This window comes from Methylobacterium tardum, assembly GCF_023546765.1.
GTDB lineage: Bacteria > Pseudomonadota > Alphaproteobacteria > Rhizobiales > Beijerinckiaceae > Methylobacterium > Methylobacterium tardum.
Genome location: NZ_CP097484.1, coordinates 2,406,753 through 2,421,088, shown reverse-complemented (window position 1 = coordinate 2,421,088; position 14,336 = coordinate 2,406,753). Strand labels below are relative to the sequence as shown.

General features: G+C 64.6%; 18 protein-coding genes and 1 pseudogene. 9 read left to right on the top strand and 10 right to left on the bottom strand.

The window, feature by feature from the left end; all coding sequences use genetic code 11:
• Window positions 1-102: 102 nt before the first annotated feature.
• The 5 genes from M6G65_RS11435 to M6G65_RS11415 all read right to left on the bottom strand — a co-directional run bounded on the left by M6G65_RS11435 (window position 103) and on the right by M6G65_RS11415 (window position 1,829).
• Window positions 103-321 (bottom strand): hypothetical protein, encoded by a 219-nt coding sequence (locus tag M6G65_RS11435; RefSeq protein WP_238197045.1) that lies wholly within the window; start codon window positions 319-321, stop codon window positions 103-105.
• 194 nt (window positions 322-515) lie between these two features.
• A complete protein-coding gene (locus tag M6G65_RS11430) occupies window positions 516-788 on the bottom strand; it encodes a hypothetical protein (protein WP_238197044.1) in 273 nt (90 codons plus the stop codon).
• Between the two features lie 121 nt (window positions 789-909).
• Window positions 910-1,107 (bottom strand): hypothetical protein, encoded by a 198-nt coding sequence (locus M6G65_RS11425; protein WP_250103944.1) that lies wholly within the window; start codon window positions 1,105-1,107, stop codon window positions 910-912.
• A 43-nt stretch (window positions 1,108-1,150) separates the two neighbouring features.
• Entirely contained in the window at window positions 1,151-1,513 is a 363-nt protein-coding gene (locus tag M6G65_RS11420; protein WP_238197043.1) for a DUF6481 family protein, read from the bottom strand.
• Between the two features lie 106 nt (window positions 1,514-1,619).
• Window positions 1,620-1,829, bottom strand: a complete 210-nt coding sequence (locus tag M6G65_RS11415; RefSeq protein WP_091715344.1) for a cold-shock protein — start codon at window positions 1,827-1,829, stop codon at window positions 1,620-1,622.
• A 376-nt stretch (window positions 1,830-2,205) separates the two neighbouring features.
• Between M6G65_RS11415 and M6G65_RS11410 the strand changes: the two are divergent.
• From M6G65_RS11410 to M6G65_RS11380, 7 genes and pseudogenes are all read left to right on the top strand, one after another.
• Window positions 2,206-2,565 (top strand): annotated as a pseudogene (locus M6G65_RS11410) (transposase); the annotation flags it as partial.
• Between the two features lie 408 nt (window positions 2,566-2,973).
• Window positions 2,974-4,032 (top strand): HAD family hydrolase, encoded by a 1,059-nt coding sequence (locus M6G65_RS11405; RefSeq protein WP_238197042.1) that lies wholly within the window; start codon window positions 2,974-2,976, stop codon window positions 4,030-4,032.
• A gap of 388 nt (window positions 4,033-4,420) precedes the next feature.
• Window positions 4,421-4,663 carry a hypothetical protein gene (locus M6G65_RS11400; RefSeq protein WP_238197041.1) on the top strand — a complete coding sequence of 81 codons (243 nt, stop codon included), beginning with the start codon at window positions 4,421-4,423 and terminating at the stop codon, window positions 4,661-4,663.
• A gap of 294 nt (window positions 4,664-4,957) precedes the next feature.
• Window positions 4,958-6,049, top strand: a complete 1,092-nt coding sequence (locus M6G65_RS11395) for a pilus assembly protein TadG-related protein (protein WP_250103943.1) — start codon at window positions 4,958-4,960, stop codon at window positions 6,047-6,049.
• 151 nt (window positions 6,050-6,200) lie between these two features.
• The gene (locus M6G65_RS11390) at window positions 6,201-6,713 is read left to right on the top strand and encodes a pilus assembly protein (RefSeq protein WP_238197039.1); all 513 of its coding nucleotides are present in this window, start codon (window positions 6,201-6,203) and stop codon (window positions 6,711-6,713) included.
• 16 nt (window positions 6,714-6,729) lie between these two features.
• Window positions 6,730-7,365, top strand: coding sequence for a TadE/TadG family type IV pilus assembly protein (locus M6G65_RS11385; RefSeq protein ID WP_238197038.1), 636 nt, complete (start codon window positions 6,730-6,732; stop codon window positions 7,363-7,365).
• Window positions 7,366-7,459: 94 nt separating this feature from the next.
• Window positions 7,460-7,606 (top strand): hypothetical protein, encoded by a 147-nt coding sequence (locus M6G65_RS11380; RefSeq protein ID WP_238197037.1) that lies wholly within the window; start codon window positions 7,460-7,462, stop codon window positions 7,604-7,606.
• An 86-nt stretch (window positions 7,607-7,692) separates the two neighbouring features.
• Here M6G65_RS11380 and M6G65_RS11375 read toward each other — a convergent pair whose 3' ends face one another.
• On the bottom strand, window positions 7,693-8,472 hold the full coding sequence (locus M6G65_RS11375; protein WP_238197036.1) for an alpha/beta fold hydrolase: 780 nt from the start codon (window positions 8,470-8,472) through the stop codon (window positions 7,693-7,695).
• 243 nt (window positions 8,473-8,715) lie between these two features.
• On the opposite strand from M6G65_RS11375, the gene modA reads away from it, so the two are divergent.
• Window positions 8,716-9,654: a molybdate ABC transporter substrate-binding protein gene (gene modA, locus M6G65_RS11370; protein WP_238197035.1), complete on the top strand. Its 939-nt coding sequence runs from the start codon at window positions 8,716-8,718 to the stop codon at window positions 9,652-9,654.
• Between the two features lie 156 nt (window positions 9,655-9,810).
• Here modA and M6G65_RS11365 read toward each other — a convergent pair whose 3' ends face one another.
• Entirely contained in the window at window positions 9,811-10,359 is a 549-nt protein-coding gene (locus tag M6G65_RS11365) for a sugar O-acetyltransferase (protein WP_238197034.1), read from the bottom strand.
• A gap of 167 nt (window positions 10,360-10,526) precedes the next feature.
• Here M6G65_RS11365 and M6G65_RS11360 point away from each other — a divergent pair, with 167 nt between their 5' ends.
• Window positions 10,527-11,072, top strand: coding sequence for a TetR/AcrR family transcriptional regulator (locus M6G65_RS11360; RefSeq protein WP_238197033.1), 546 nt, complete (start codon window positions 10,527-10,529; stop codon window positions 11,070-11,072).
• A gap of 128 nt (window positions 11,073-11,200) precedes the next feature.
• Here the strand turns inward: M6G65_RS11360 and M6G65_RS11355 are convergent, their stop codons facing one another.
• The 3 genes from M6G65_RS11355 to M6G65_RS11345 form a co-directional block, all read right to left on the bottom strand.
• A complete protein-coding gene (locus tag M6G65_RS11355; protein WP_250103942.1) occupies window positions 11,201-12,175 on the bottom strand; it encodes a helix-turn-helix domain-containing protein in 975 nt (324 codons plus the stop codon).
• Window positions 12,176-12,346: 171 nt separating this feature from the next.
• Window positions 12,347-13,528: a DUF3095 domain-containing protein gene (locus M6G65_RS11350; RefSeq protein WP_238197031.1), complete on the bottom strand. Its 1,182-nt coding sequence runs from the start codon at window positions 13,526-13,528 to the stop codon at window positions 12,347-12,349.
• 408 nt (window positions 13,529-13,936) lie between these two features.
• Window positions 13,937-14,281, bottom strand: coding sequence for a hypothetical protein (locus M6G65_RS11345; RefSeq protein WP_238197030.1), 345 nt, complete (start codon window positions 14,279-14,281; stop codon window positions 13,937-13,939).
• Between the last annotated feature and the right edge of the window lie 55 nt (window positions 14,282-14,336).

Below are 14,336 nucleotides of genomic sequence, written 5' to 3'. Positions count from 1 at the left end.
GCGCCTTCTCGGATCAAAGTACCACTGCCAATTCTTGGATCGGGCGGCGGGGCACCGGAATTTGCTGGCGTTTGGACGTGGTGGCCTGCTCACGCGATCGGCTCACGCCGCCGGACGCCTGACGTGCCGCCACGCCGCGATCGCGCTCCGTCTCGCCTCGAAGGTCGTGCGCAGCCGCGTGCCGGGCGCACCCTGACGCTCGGCGCCGAAGCCGTGGAGCAGAACCGCATCCGGTCCAAAAACCCGCCGCATCTCGGTGCGCCAGAGGCGGTCCGCGACGGTGAGGGTGCTCTCGGTCTCCGCGAGGTGATCAAGGTCCACAGCCGATCTCCTCGGTTAATCGCTTCCCATCACAACGCACTGTCCCGTCCGAAGGTCCGACTCGACGGCGAAGACAGTCCGGGCCGCGGCTCGGATCCGCGCGCACAGTGGCCGGTCACGTCGCGCAAGAAAGAGCGTGCTGCCATGCGGGTGCCTGTCGGAGCTTGGCCGCATTGCGGGATGAAGGGGTCGGATCAGAGGGCCCGTGCGAGACCTGCCTCCAGATCGAGTGCGCTGGCCGTCTGCTGGGAAAGGCGGACACCCGTCGGCTCGACGGTCGCGTCCTCCTTCACCGCGCGACGCACGATGGAGAGCGCCTCGTTCTCGGATGTGGTGATCGCGACGTAGAACATCACCAACTGCCCGGACAACTCCGCCTCATCAGGCCGCGTCACCTTGAGGATAAAGGCCGTCTGATTGGGTTCGATCATCGCCGCTTCGGACGAATGGGCAGGCGTGTTCATCATCGCAGGATTCAACGGCCTTGATCTCCGGCTGCCCGTCACATCTCCGCCGAACCAACACGCCTCAGCGGATGCACGTTGCAGCACGCCATCTCCGTGAGAACGGCCGGTCGGCCGACCACGCTCAGGACGCGTGCGTGAGCTCACCCTCCCGCACCGCACGCTCACCGCCCGCGGACCTGATCCGATATGTCGGCTCGCCGGAACGGTCGTCCGGCGTCAGGCGAACCACTTCGAAGAGACCGTCGGCGATGCTCTTCCCGCCGGCATAGCTGATCCCCAGCTGCCGGACCTGTTGGCCGATCTTGAACTTGTGCGACATGATGCGTTCTCCAGGGTGATGACGCGTGCAGGCTGAGGCCGACCTACCGGCGGGCCCGCGCCTTGCGCGCCGCAAAACGCGCATCGCGCGCGGCCTTCTGTTCGCCCGCAAGGGCAGCCTGCCGCTCCGCCTTTTCCGCAGCCTGACGGGAGCGCTCGGCGGCGGCATCTGCCTCCGCAGCCAGAACCTCAGCCTCGTGCTCAGCCTGCGCGGCGAGACGCGCCGCTTCCCGCTCGGTCGACCGCTCTTCCCGGGCCTGAGCGACCGCCTGCCGCGTGGCCTGGCGGGCGAGGACGGCCGGATCATCGGCCGCCGGGCGCGCCCGAAAGCGGGCCAGCGTGTCCTGCCGCGCTTTGGCCGTCGCTTCGAGACGTTCAACGAGCTGGTTGCTTTTGAAGGGCTTCACATACGCTCCTGAGGCGCACCAGAGTTCAGCCCTGGTGGCGAAAAACAGTAAAGCCGTTCCGCGATGGGAACGGCTTCGAAGCGCGTCACGGGCGGACGCGCAACGCTCAAGCGGCCTGGAGGCTGCCGGCAGATTGTTTGCCGCTCCGGCGATCGGTCTCCATCTCGTAGGAAACCTTCTGGCCTTCACTCAGGCCCTGCATGCCAGCGCGCTCGACGGCCGAGATGTGGACGAATACGTCCTTGCCGCCGTCATCCGGCTGGATGAAGCCGAAGCCTTTGGTGTCGTTGAACCATTTAACGGTGCCGATGGTCATCAGTAATCCATATCAAGTTAGGCAAGCAATAAGGCCGGGCGCGCGAATCGTACGCGCCCGGTCGCAGATCGTCGAAAATGGGAGAGATGCAGAACGCTCGCCCTGTTGAGGCGATACGGCCGGATGTCTGGCCAAAAGTCGATGGATCATCTGTACGCTATCGGTGCGACGAACACAACCGCGCGGAAAAATCATGTAATTCGTGCTGGGCCGCGCGGAAAATATTTATCCTGCACGTCCCTCTAGGGCACTCGCGCGGACAACTCGGACGAGGAGTGAAATCGGCTCCCAGCTTGCCCCGTCGCAGAACTGACCTGACCGGCTGGCTTTGGACCGGGCCGATTGAGAGGATCAGCCAGGACCAGAGGCGTCGGACATGCGGCGAGGTCAGAAGACGAGCGCGGAGCAGGTCGTGCTGAAGCTGCGCCAGATCGAGGTGCAGACGGCCCAGGGCAAACGCTTGGTGCTGGCGTGCAAGGAGGCGGAGATCTCCGAGCAGAGCTATGACCGCTGACGCAAGGAGTACGGCGGCCTGCCGGTCAATCAGGCGCGGACGATGAAGGACCTGGAGCGCGAGAACGCTCGATTGCGGCGGCTGGTGGCCGATCTGTCTCTGGCGGGTCAGGTGCTGGCGGACGTTGCCTCGGGAAACTTGCCGCCCCCGAACGGCGCCGGCAGGCGGTTGCTGGCATCCGGGATGCAGAACGGCCTCTCGGAACGTCACGCAAGGAAGCTCAGATCGTGATCGGGCTGGGGAAGAACACCGACAACCGCGTCCGGCCGCACTCGTCCCTGGGCTACCGGACCCCCGCGCCTGTCAGCTTCCCAGATCTGGCCTTCCGGCTCCCCATGGCCGCGACCATGCAGTCGCCTCCCACTCGGCGGCCCAAAATATTGGTCAGGTCATCGGCACAGAGCGCGCTCTTACGCCGAACCGAGCCGCTGTCCCATTCAATCAAGCTTTCCTGCTCAGCCTCTGTACGCTGCCGCGCGCCGCTATCTCATGGGGTTCTCGAAACTGCCCCTGTCGTTCCGAGGGTTGGCAAAACCGATCGGGCGAGGGGGCGCTACATCCGGAGCGTCATAGGGAATCGGGATCTGTCCTGAAGCCGCCGGCCTGAGCGCGCATTTCCAGGAGGCAGACTTGAGGGGAATTCAGAGCCTGAACGGCATCGACCGACGCACGTTGCTGCCGACGCTAGCTCTGCTGCCAGCTCTGCCGGGAACCCTCATCACTGCTGCCGCACAAGCAGGAGCACCGGGCGGCTTGCTGCCGTCTTGGAGCGACGGGCCGGCGAAGCAGGCGATCTTCGATTTCGTCCGCGCCACAACGGAGCAGTCGAGCCCGACCTACGTGGCTCCAGACGACCGGATCGCGGTGTTCGACCAAGACGGAACCCTCTGGGTCGAGCAGCCGACCTACGCGCAGGTCGCCTATTGCCTGGACCGTGTCCCGGCGGTGGTCGCGAAGAAGCCCGAGCTGCGAATCGTCGACCCCTTCAAGACTGTGCTGTCCGGCAACCGCGAGGCGATGGAAGAGCTCTCCTTGGAAGATCTTGAGACGATCCTCGCTGCCACGCTCACGGGTATGACGGTGGAGGCGTTCCAGTCCGAGGTGTCAAATTGGCTTGAGACCGCCCGGCATCCACGCTGGAACCGCCCTTATACCGAGCTGAGTTTTCAGCCGATGCAGGAGGTCCTGCGATACCTGCAGAGCAACGCTTTCAAGACCTACATCGTCACCGGCGGCGGTCAGGACTTCGTGCGCGTCTACGCCGCGAAAACCTATGGCATCCCGCCCGAGCAGGTGGTCGGCACCGCGGGCACGACGAAGTTCGGCTACGGCCAGGACGGCAAGCCGCTCCTGACCAAGGAGCCGAAGCTACTGCTCAACGACGACAAGGCCGGCAAGGCCGAAGGCATTCACTTCATGATCGGCCGACGTCCGTTGGCCGCCTTTGGCAATTCCATCGGTGACCGCGAGATGCTGGAATACACGTGCGCAGGCCGGGGCGCCCGCTTGGCGATGCTGGTGCTCCACGACGACGCCGCGCGCGAATATGCCTACGGTCCCGCGGCCGGCCTGCCCGACGGCAAGATCGGCACCTTCACCCCAGAGCTTTACGAAGAGGCGCGAGAGCAGGGCTGGACGGTGATCAGCATGAAGAATGACTGGAACCGAGTTTTTGCCTTCGAGGCATAAAAAGAATGCAGACTTGAGAACTTCGGCCGGCTCCCTTCATGCCTCACCAGCAGACAGGCAAAACAGAATGCCACGGAGCAGACATCGTGAGGGTCCGCTCAGGATGGAAAGCGGACCCGCGCTTCCAAGCCAAAAGCGGACATTTTATCTCCGATTGATGACAAGCATAAGCGAAGTAAATTCATTTTTAACTGCATTATGAATTGAATTCGTGGTCGGCAAACCCATACCTATGTTATTGCATCCGGGATCTGACGAGTTAAAACCATCTTTCTGAAGATTGTTCTTGACCACGAGCGCCAATTAGCAAATGGCCACACGGTTTTACGGATAAGATTATAGCCATTCCAGACATAAGCACGGTGATGACGCCGGAGCGGCAATCGAAATGCGTGAGCTAGGGCAATGGATCATCGCTTTTCTGATCATCAAAGTGGTTTGGATTATCTACCTCTTTATGGCCTTTTCTGCAGCGGATGTTGCGGTTGATCAGCAAGCTGCAACGGCAGAACTTGGGCCGTTTTACGCGATGCCGCTTCTGACGCTTCTGTTCGTCAGCATGGGATTATGGCTGATGGCGGCAATAGCTCGCGTGTTGACTATCTTAGCTCGCTCAACTGTGCGATTCTGAACAACTCCGATTGTGTTATGGGCACTGGAGCCGAATTTTAACGGCAATCTCTATCAAAATCATTCCTCAAGGCAAAAAGCGTCGAAAATTCGACGGATTGAAGTTTTGGTGCGCAGTTCATGCCCTGATTTGCTTCAGAAAACATTAACTTCGAACTAAATCGCTCCGTAAATAGCCGCCCCCTAGCGGCATCGTTCCAGCTGTTTCAACGTAAAATTAAGGCTGCACGACCAGATGTAAACTAGAATGTTGCGCAGAGGCGAGGTCCTCAGAAGAGCGCGCTGAGAGGTTTCGATGCGGCGAGATATTCGGCGCTGGCTGGCCTCCCCGGGAAAGGGCGAGGGCGGCAATGTCGTGATTATTTTCGGTCTGGGACTACCTCTGCTCCTTGGTGCAGGCGGCCTGGTGATCGATTACGGCAATGCCGTGCGCATCCGCTCTGTCGAGTCCAGTGTCGCCGACGCGACCGCTCTGCTGGTCGCCAACGCCGACACCGTCGCTGCCGCCACTGAGGGTCTGCGCCTCGCCAATGCCCAGCTCACCTCGCGGCTGGGCTCGGCCAGCACGACCAACGGTTTTCAGGTCAATGGCGCGTGGATCGACGGCGCGAACTACCGGGTGACGATCTCGGCGACGCTGAAGACGAACCTCTTGCACTTCCTGCCCGGCATGCCAAGGCAGATCACGATCGGGACCGCCACGACCGTCAATCGCGTCGCCCCCGTCTACCAGACCAGCCCGCCGACGTTCAGCCAGCTGTCGCCCGAGGCCGCCGACTACAACCGGATCTACATGTACTGCTACTCGTCCGATCCCAAGCGCCAGGCTGAGGCCGACAAGGGTCGCCGAGGCATCGTCGCAATCGCCGACAACGGAACACCTCCGACAGACTACTCCAAGGCCATTCTGCCAACCTGCGGCGCCAACGAGGCGCCGAGCTATATGCTGCACAATGTCCGAAACGCCCGCAGCAACCCATCCGCCTGGAACGACAAAAATCAGGAGACGTACGAATACTACACTGACACAACGATTGACACAGGATCGCGCGTGCAATCGATGAGCATGAAGGGTTACCGTGTCTACAACGGCAGCACCTTGTCTCCGATCAGCATGGTCTCAAATCCGATCTTGGAGACGATCGTCTGCGATAACCTGAGCCAATGCAAGAACAAGTCGGACGGAGGCATCCTGCCGAACAGCCATACGACCCATAACCCCGCCACGGCGACCACAGGCTGCAGTGATGGGAAGTATATGTACTATGGCTGGGAGGATCGCCCGCCGAATGCCGGCAGCGACATGGACTACGACGACATCCGGGTCATCGTATCCTGTCCGACCTTGGTGAAGGTTTCCGATAAGAAGCTGCGGATCGTGGAGTAGCGCGGAAAGACGTCGATCGACCATGCCGCCTGTCCGAACGCCTCGTATGGCTCCTCCCTTCCGGCCTCCTCGACTGGTACATGCTTGCGTACTTCCCGCTCGCAGAATTGCTGACGCGCGGGAGGGCGCGACCGCCGTCGAGTTCGCGCTGGTGGCCTTGCCGTTCCTGAGCCTGCTCGCGGTGATCGTTCAGACCGCGATCATGGTCTGGACGGCACGTAATCTCGATGATGCCCTCCAGCGCGCCGGGCGGACGATCTACACGGGCCAGTTCCAAAAGGCGAACACCGGGCAATCCGACTCCACCACCCTGCTCGCCGCCATGAAGACTTCCATGTGTGGAACGAACGCTTCGCGAGTGGCGGGCCTGTTCGACTGCAGTTCGCTCAAGCTTAATGTCGCCGTGAGCAGCACCTTCGCCAGCGGTGTCGTGCCGACGCCACTGGACGCGAAGACGGGAGATTGGTCTAAAGGCTTCGGCACGAATTACAGTTGCGCAAAGCCTGGAGACATTGTTGTTTTCACCGCGGCGGTCAAATACCGGCTTGCCTTCAGCTTCCTCTACGCGGGCGTGCCCGGCTTCAGCGACGGGTCGAGACTTCTTCAGTCCACAGCGGTGTTCCGGACCGAACCCTACGACACCTCCTCCGGACAGGGATGCTGAGGTGATGAGGCCGGCGATGGACATAGTTATCGGGCGTGATCGAGTAGCCTCGCAATTGCGAGATGATGCGCAGGGTGTGGCGGCGATCGAGTTCGCGCTCATCCTGCCGATTATGCTGGCGCTGCTTTTCGGCACGACGGAGTTTGGGCGCGCGATCGACCATTACCGCAGAGTGACGCTTCTGGCGCGCGCGGTGGCGGACCTCACCTCCCAAGGAGACGGACAGGCCACGATGGCGGCGGCGTCGTTGACCGATATCGTGGCTGCGGCCAAACTGGTGCTCACGCCTTATCCCAGCAGCGGAGCCACAATCGTCATCAGCGCGCTCAGCGTTCCCGCTGACGGTGCCGGTCAGCAGCCGCGCGTGTGTTCCAGCTACGCCACCAGCAACGGGACAGCGCGGACGGTTGGAGCAGCGAGCGACCTCAAGGTACCCGAGGGCTTCCAACTCGCCGGGATGCGCTACGTGCTGGCCGAAGTGAGTGTGCCGTATCCTGCGATTTTCGGCAGCAGCGTCATGCGGCTCGTGGGTGGGGCAAACAACCAGTTCACATTTAAGGCAAGTGTTCCCTGGCCAGTTCGGGCGGGACAGACCTATAAATCAACTTACAACGAGATCGTTTTGCCGAACGGGAAGGCGTGCACTTCCTGAATGCTGCCTACAAAAACTCTGAAATACTCAGCGGGCCCTTGAACCCTCGCCTGCGCGCGATCCAAGGTTCGGAACAGAGAAGCCACAGCCAGCGATGCTCGGTGCAGCGCGGCTGCCTGCGTCAGACGGCGGGCCGGATGCATCGCTGGAGATCGTCGGCGATCCCGACCTGTTGCATCTGGCCGTCAGCAACCTGCTGTCGAATGGGTTCAAGGACGCGTCGGACAGCGATCCCGTCTAGCTGCGGGCATGGATCAGACATGCGACGGTCCTTGCCGTCAGCCCGGAGAAGCTCTGGCCTGGATCAGCATACGAGGGCCTGTCCGGTCAGCGACGTGCTTGTGGTTGGCCGGCAGCCTCAAGGATGAGGGCCGCGACGTCCTGGGCCTGCGAGATCAGGGACAGGTGGCTTGCCTTGAGTTCCACGGTCCTCGCGTTCATGCGCTTGGCCATGAACCGTTCGAGGTCCGGATTGATGGTCCGGTCCTCGGTCGACACCGCGTAGAAGCTCGGCTTCAATCGCCAGGCTGCCTGGGTCGTCCTCCCGGCCAACAACGCCTTGTGGAACGGCTGCTGGACTGCGAACAGAACCTTGGCCCGGTCGACCGGCAGGTCGCCCGCGAAGTCCCTCAGGAAGGCCGTCTCGCTCAGACGCCCCTCGTCGCCGTCGAACACGATCCCCGCTGAGGCGGGCGGTGCCGGATAGGTCTTGGCCAGCGCCGTGTAATCCTCGCCGGCATCGGGCGCCCGGGCCGCGACGTAGACGAGGGCGGACACTTTCGGGTCGACGCCGGCCTCGGTCACGATCATGCCGGAGAACGAGTGGCCCACGAGGACGGTCGGTCCCTCCTGCCGGGCCAGAACGCGCTGTGCGGACGCGACGGCCTCCTCGAAGGTGGTCAGCGGGTTCTGCACGGAGGTGACGTTCAGGCCCTTCTCCTGGAGCCGCGGGATCACCTCCGACCAGCACGACCCGTCGGCAAACAGTCCGTGGACGAGGACGACGTTGCGCGCACGCGGCAGATCCTGGGCCGAGGCCGTCCCGGGCAGCAGCGCGGTGACCGCGCCAGCGAGGAGGGTATGGCCGAGCATTCTCCGGGTCATCATGGTGGGCATCTCCGTTCCGGGCCGGCAGGTGCAGGACGCGCCGTCCCAGTTCGCCGGCGGCGCGGGAAGGATACATCCGGGACCGCCGGGCTGCGCCCGGGTGCGGGCCGGCAGGCGTCCAGTCGTGCCGCCCCCAGGCGCAGCCCGGCGCATGGACAGGACGCGGCCCCCTGATCGGCGGACTCCCTGTCGAGCCCATTGCGAGCCCATGGCGGAATGTCCGCTTCCATTCACGGAGCGTCCGTGAGCGGGCCAGCCGCAACCACCACGCAGACCTGCGGGCGCGTTTCGGAAAGGTGGAAAGCGGTCTCCCGCCTCGCGGCTGAAACCGGGGGGCGCTCTCATGAGAAATGCGTCCGCGTGCCATTGATGCGCGCAGCGGATGCGGAGCTAATAGGGCCGACGTTGAGGGGGGGCACGATGGTCAGGCTCGCAGGACGGCTCCGCAGGCTCTGTCTGCTCGCGATCTCCGTCTGGAGCCTCGCAACCAATGCCCATGCGGCGGATGTCACCGTCCTCTGCTCGCAGGCCCTGAAGACCGCTCTGGACGAACTCATCCCGCACTTCGAGCGCGCGAGCGGTAATCGCCTCGTCGCCACCTACGATACCTCCGCCATCCTCAAGGCGCAGATCGAGACGGGCAAGCCGTTCGACGTCGTGGTCCTGACCCCGCCTCTGATCCTGGCCCTCATCCAGCAGGGCAAGGTTGTCGACGGCAGCGCCACCACGCTCGCGCGAACAGGCGTCGGTCTGGCCGTGAGGAAGGGTGCAGCGAGGCCTGACATCGGTTCCGCCGAAGCGCTCAAGCAGGCGCTCACCCGGGCTGAGTCGGTGGCCTACAGCACGTCCGGCGCGAGCGGAGCCGTCTTCGCTGCCGCGCTGCAGAAGCTCGGGATCGCCGACGCGGTGAAGGCCAGAGGCAGAGCCATCCCGAGCGGCCTGACCGGCGATGTCGTCGCTCGGGGCGAGGCGGACCTCGCCGTGCAGCTAATGCCCGAGTTGATGGCGGTCTCCGGGGTGGACGTGGTCGGTCCGTTCCCGCCGGAGCTTCAGTCCTCCGTGGTGCTGACTGGGGGAATCTCGGCCACCGCCGACAAGGCTCGGGCTGAGGCGTTCCTCGCGTTCCTCAGATCCCCTGCCGCGGCCGCGATCATGCGCGCCAGAGGTCTGGAGCCCGGCTGATGGATCCGTTTGGCTGTCGACCGCAGAGGCGCGGGCCACGCACAAGTCCGGACTGGCCAGACATCGCATGATTCTCAGGGCAGCGATCGGACCTTGGCCCCCTCATCCGGACGCAGACGTTCCACGTCCGGCCGGCAGCGGAGATGGGCCGGGCCCTCACGCCCTCAGCCGAGCGGGATTTCCGACAGCGGTTGCGCCGGGTGGGATGTCGCGCGTGACCACGCTGCCCGCACCGATGATGGCGTCATCGCCGATTGTCACGCCCGGCAGGATGATGGCTCCACTGCCGATCCAGACGTTCGCGCCGATTACGATAGGGCGGCCGTACTCGAGCATCTGCCGACGCTGAACCGGATCGCGCGGATGATCGGGCGTCATGATCTGCACACCGGAGCCGATCTGGGTCAGGTCGCCGATGGTGACCTGCACCACGTCCAAGATGCAGCAATTGAAGTTCAGGAACACGCCACGGCCCAGGCTGATGTTGTAGCCGTAGTCGCAGTGGAAGGGCGGACGGATGTTGCAGCCCTCGCCGACACGGGCGAAGGCTTCCTCCAGGAGTGCCTGCCGCTCCGGCTGGCTCTTGGTGTTCGTGGCGTTGTAGCGATCCAGCCATTCGGAAATGCGCCGGTTGTCGGCGGCAAGCTCGGGGTCGTCGGCGATGTACAACTCACCGGCCAGCATCTTCTGCTTCTGGGTCTTCATGGTTGTGGAGTTCTCCTCGCGACCGCTGCTCCCCCTGGACTCGCGGCCCAGGCCCGCGGACGGGATGAACGCCGCGCCCGCCTGAGCTATGCGTACATACGTACACATCAAGGCCAGAAGCCGATCCTTCCGGCTGACGGTATGCCGAGCCTCTGAGGAGATCCTGCTTGCCCAGCGCTCAGCGCCGCCACGACCCGGGGCGCCGGGCGCGCATCATCCAGTCCACGCTCGATGTCATCGCCGAGCACGGCGTGGCCGGTACGACGCACCGCCGCGTCGCGGCGGCGGCCGATGTCCCACTCGGCTCCATGACCTACCATTTCAAGGACATGGACGAGCTTCTGACCGCGGCGTTCACGCGCCTGGCCGATACGGTCGCGGCACGGTTCACCGCGCGTCTGTCCGCCGCGTCAACCGTCGATGAAGCCTGTGAGGCGGTGGTCGATCTCGTCCTGAACGACGAGTGGGCAACGCCGCGCACCATGCTGCTGAGCTACGAGCTCTACGCCTTCGCCGCCCGGAACCCGCCTCTGCGCCAAGTCATGCGGAACTGGATGGCGAACAGCCGTGCCGCACTCGCGCAACATTTCGCGCCCGACACGGCCAAGGCGCTGGACGCCATGATCGAGGGGCTCACCATCCACCGATCGGTCGATCCGCAACCTGCGGATCGACGGGAGGTGCGCGCGATTGTCGAGCGGCTCATCCGCTAGCGCGCGTTGAGACGGTCGGCGACGGTTCACAGGTCGTTCCGTCAGGTCGGGTCATCCTCCCCGCACCCTCATCCTGAGGGTCGGATTCCGGCCACCCTGATGCGGCGATCCCGCGATCCGCCTCGGGTTCAGAGATCCGCCTTGGCACTGGATCCGCTCATCGCGGAGGCGATCCTGTATTCGCGCGGGGCCAGGCCATGACGCGCTTTGAAGCGGCGGGCGAAATGGGCCTGGCTTGCGAAACCGCAGCCGTAAGCCAGCATGCCGATCGACAGGTGGGCGCAGGCCGGATCGGCCAAGCGTCTGGCGGCCGCCTCCAGCCGGCGCTCCCAGATGTAATCGGAGATGTGCCGGCCGCGCTCGTGGAACAGCTCCTGCAGCCGGCGCAGCGACACGCCCATCGCGGCGGCGAGCTGAGGTGGGTCCAAGGTCGGGTCGCTCAGGTTTGCCTCGACATAGGCCTTGGCGCGCTGGACCGTGACGTTGCCGTGGACGGAACCCGGCACCTCCTGCGCCATCCGTTCGGCGAGGCTCGCTATGATCAGGTCCGTTCCGATCGACGCCATGCGCGCGGCCGCGTCGGGCGTGAGCTGATCGCCCACGCGCACCAGTTCCTGGATGAAGGTGTTGGCCAGGATCGTGGAGGCGAGGTCCGCTCCGACCGTGAGTGCACAGAACAGCCGGGACGGGCCCAGCATGGCCTCGAAGCGCTCGCGCGGCAGATCGGCGACAAGGGAAATACCCGTGTTTGCCTCGCAGACGGCCGGGCGTGCGTCGATAACGACGAAGTCGCCCGTCCGGGTCACAGCCTCCCGATCGCCTTGCTGGAGGGTGTCGTGTCCGGAGAGCTTCATGGACGCGTAGAGGCGGTCGGGCTGCCCATGGCGCCGGATCGCGTCGGCCGTCGCTTCGGTCCGCATGGCTGTGTGAGCCATTCTAGAGATCGGCACGGGCCCAATGCTGGTGACGTCCAGCCTGCCCTGAAACGGAATTTCATGAAGGGGTTGCTGGTCGATGGGGATCAATCGCTCACAGACCATCTCCCGCCATTGGCGGAATGCGTTCCTTGGATGGATCCCGTCCGTCGAGAAAAGCGGTTGCATCGGGTCGTGGCACGAAGCTCGCCAGTCGCTGGCGAAAACTGATCGCCCGGCCGTCTATTGTATATAATCTAACGACTCAAGCTTTGCGTTCCGAGGACAGGCGCGGCGATACGGTAGGTCGTCTTGAGCGCCCGCGCTCCATCCGGCAGCGGCCACGCCTCACAGCCTGCCTCACGGGCTGGTCGGAGCCACGGCATCGACAGCCGCCCGATGCTTCAGCCTTCCGGCGGCTGCGGCGTAGCCTCCGCCAGCGCCATCGATGAAGTGCATGTGCCCGCTGCCGGGCACCGGAGGGCTGATGCAGGTCAACTGCGCAGCCGATTGTCGTTCCAGGCCGAAATGGCAGATCCCCTGCGCCTCTGCAGCGGCGAGCTGCGCCTCCAGCTGATCCGCGAAGGCCTCGGTGCAGTCCAGTGTCATCCGCAGCGCATCATCGTACTTGCGAAAGTCCGTATTCCCGACGATCTCGTGCCGAAGCACGGCGGGATCGAACGCTCCGACCCGCAAGCCTGTGCGATAGATCAGGTATTCAGGGATCGATCGTGCCACGAGACGGAGTTTGCGCCAGAGGCGGCTCTGACGAGAGCCCGGCACGGCGCGCAGTTCAAGATCCAGCCCCGCCCACGGTCCGTGCATCTGCGGTCCCTCATCCTGCATCGGACGTGCGACCTCGGCACTGATCTCCACACTGTGCAGAATCTCTTGCACGAGTTGCCGGAAGGCCGGCGCGTCGCCGCCGTGCTGCGGCACGAGCATGAGCGAGAGCATCAACGCGTGGTGGGGGCGGATCTCCTGCCAGCGGCAGGAAAGGCCGGTCAGGTCAGGCTGGCTGCCGGGCTCGGCCGGCGCGACGGCGTAGTCGCCGGCCTTCATGGCGGCCTCCGCCCAGGGCAGGCCGCCTCCGCTGAACATGGCGTAGGACACGTGAGCACTGGGCGCGTAGCGCGCGACGCGCACGTCCAGCCCGCGATCGCGCACGGCCGAGACCGGCACCAGAGCGGTGCGCAGCTCGAGTTGCAGCGCCTCACGGACCCAGACGGCCGTTGCCGCCAGCGCGTCTCTGGCTGTGTCGACGTCCTCCGGGGCAATGGCGAAGCTGGCCCCGTCGCCGCCGAAGGCGAAGGGGAACGCGCGCCGGCCGAGGGCATTCGAAACGGCCGCGATGGTGGCTGCGCCGGCCGCGTTGACCGCCTTGTAGCGGCCGAGCCCGATCTGTTGCTGGGAGCCGACGACATCGGCCACACCGAGCCACCAGGTCGTGGGCAGGGGCCGATAGAGGCCTGGATCCATGAGGCTGGAGAAGGCGGTGAACCGGGGCAGGCTCTCATAGAAATCAGGGGCCGTGCGGCGCATGGCGGGCTCGCCCTGCCGAGCTGATCCTGCCGGTTTCCGCGTCGCCGCCATCGCCCTGCTCCCCGGCCCAGCCTCCGGCCGCGTGACGCGCCCGGATCTCGGCACCGGCATCATCCCCGGTGGAACCACCATCACCACGGTCACGTGCACGCCTTCAGGCGAACGCGCTACGGCGGCGACACACTCGCGACCGCTCCGCACAGGAGCGAGCCACACCTCTAACGCGGTTGCGGCTCGCGTTTCGATAGTCGCGCGGCGTCTTCGGGACGATCGGGGCGGGGGTGCCGTCACTCAGTCCGTCGTCACAGCAAGCGGCGGTGTCACGCGATGGGCCAGCCGGCCGCCGCTGCATGTGCAGCGGCGGCCGGTCTGTGGTCGAGGGCTCAATGAGCCGGAACGGATGCTCGGTCAGCTACAGACGCGCTCGTGTCCGAAGAACAAGGGGTTGTAGACGAAGCGGCAATCCCCGAACTCCGAGCTGAGGAAATAGCCGCCCGTGGGATAACCCCAGTTGAACCCGCCGAAGTGCCGACGGTAGCCGCGGTGGTGGAAGTATCGATGGTGGCCGAACCCGCCGTACCCGAAGCGGCCGCATCCGAATCCGCGATGGCCGAAGCCGCCATGATGGCCGAAGCCGCCGTGACCAAACCCGCCGTGACCGAACCCGCGGGCGTCGGCGCTGGCGGCACCGCCGGCCAGTGTCGCGAGCGCGAGACCCGCGACCATCATCGTCTTCGTCGAAGTCGTCTTCATCGTGCTTCTCCCTGTTGGGGTGACAGCACTCTGCGCCCGGCGGTGGCCGGCCGCT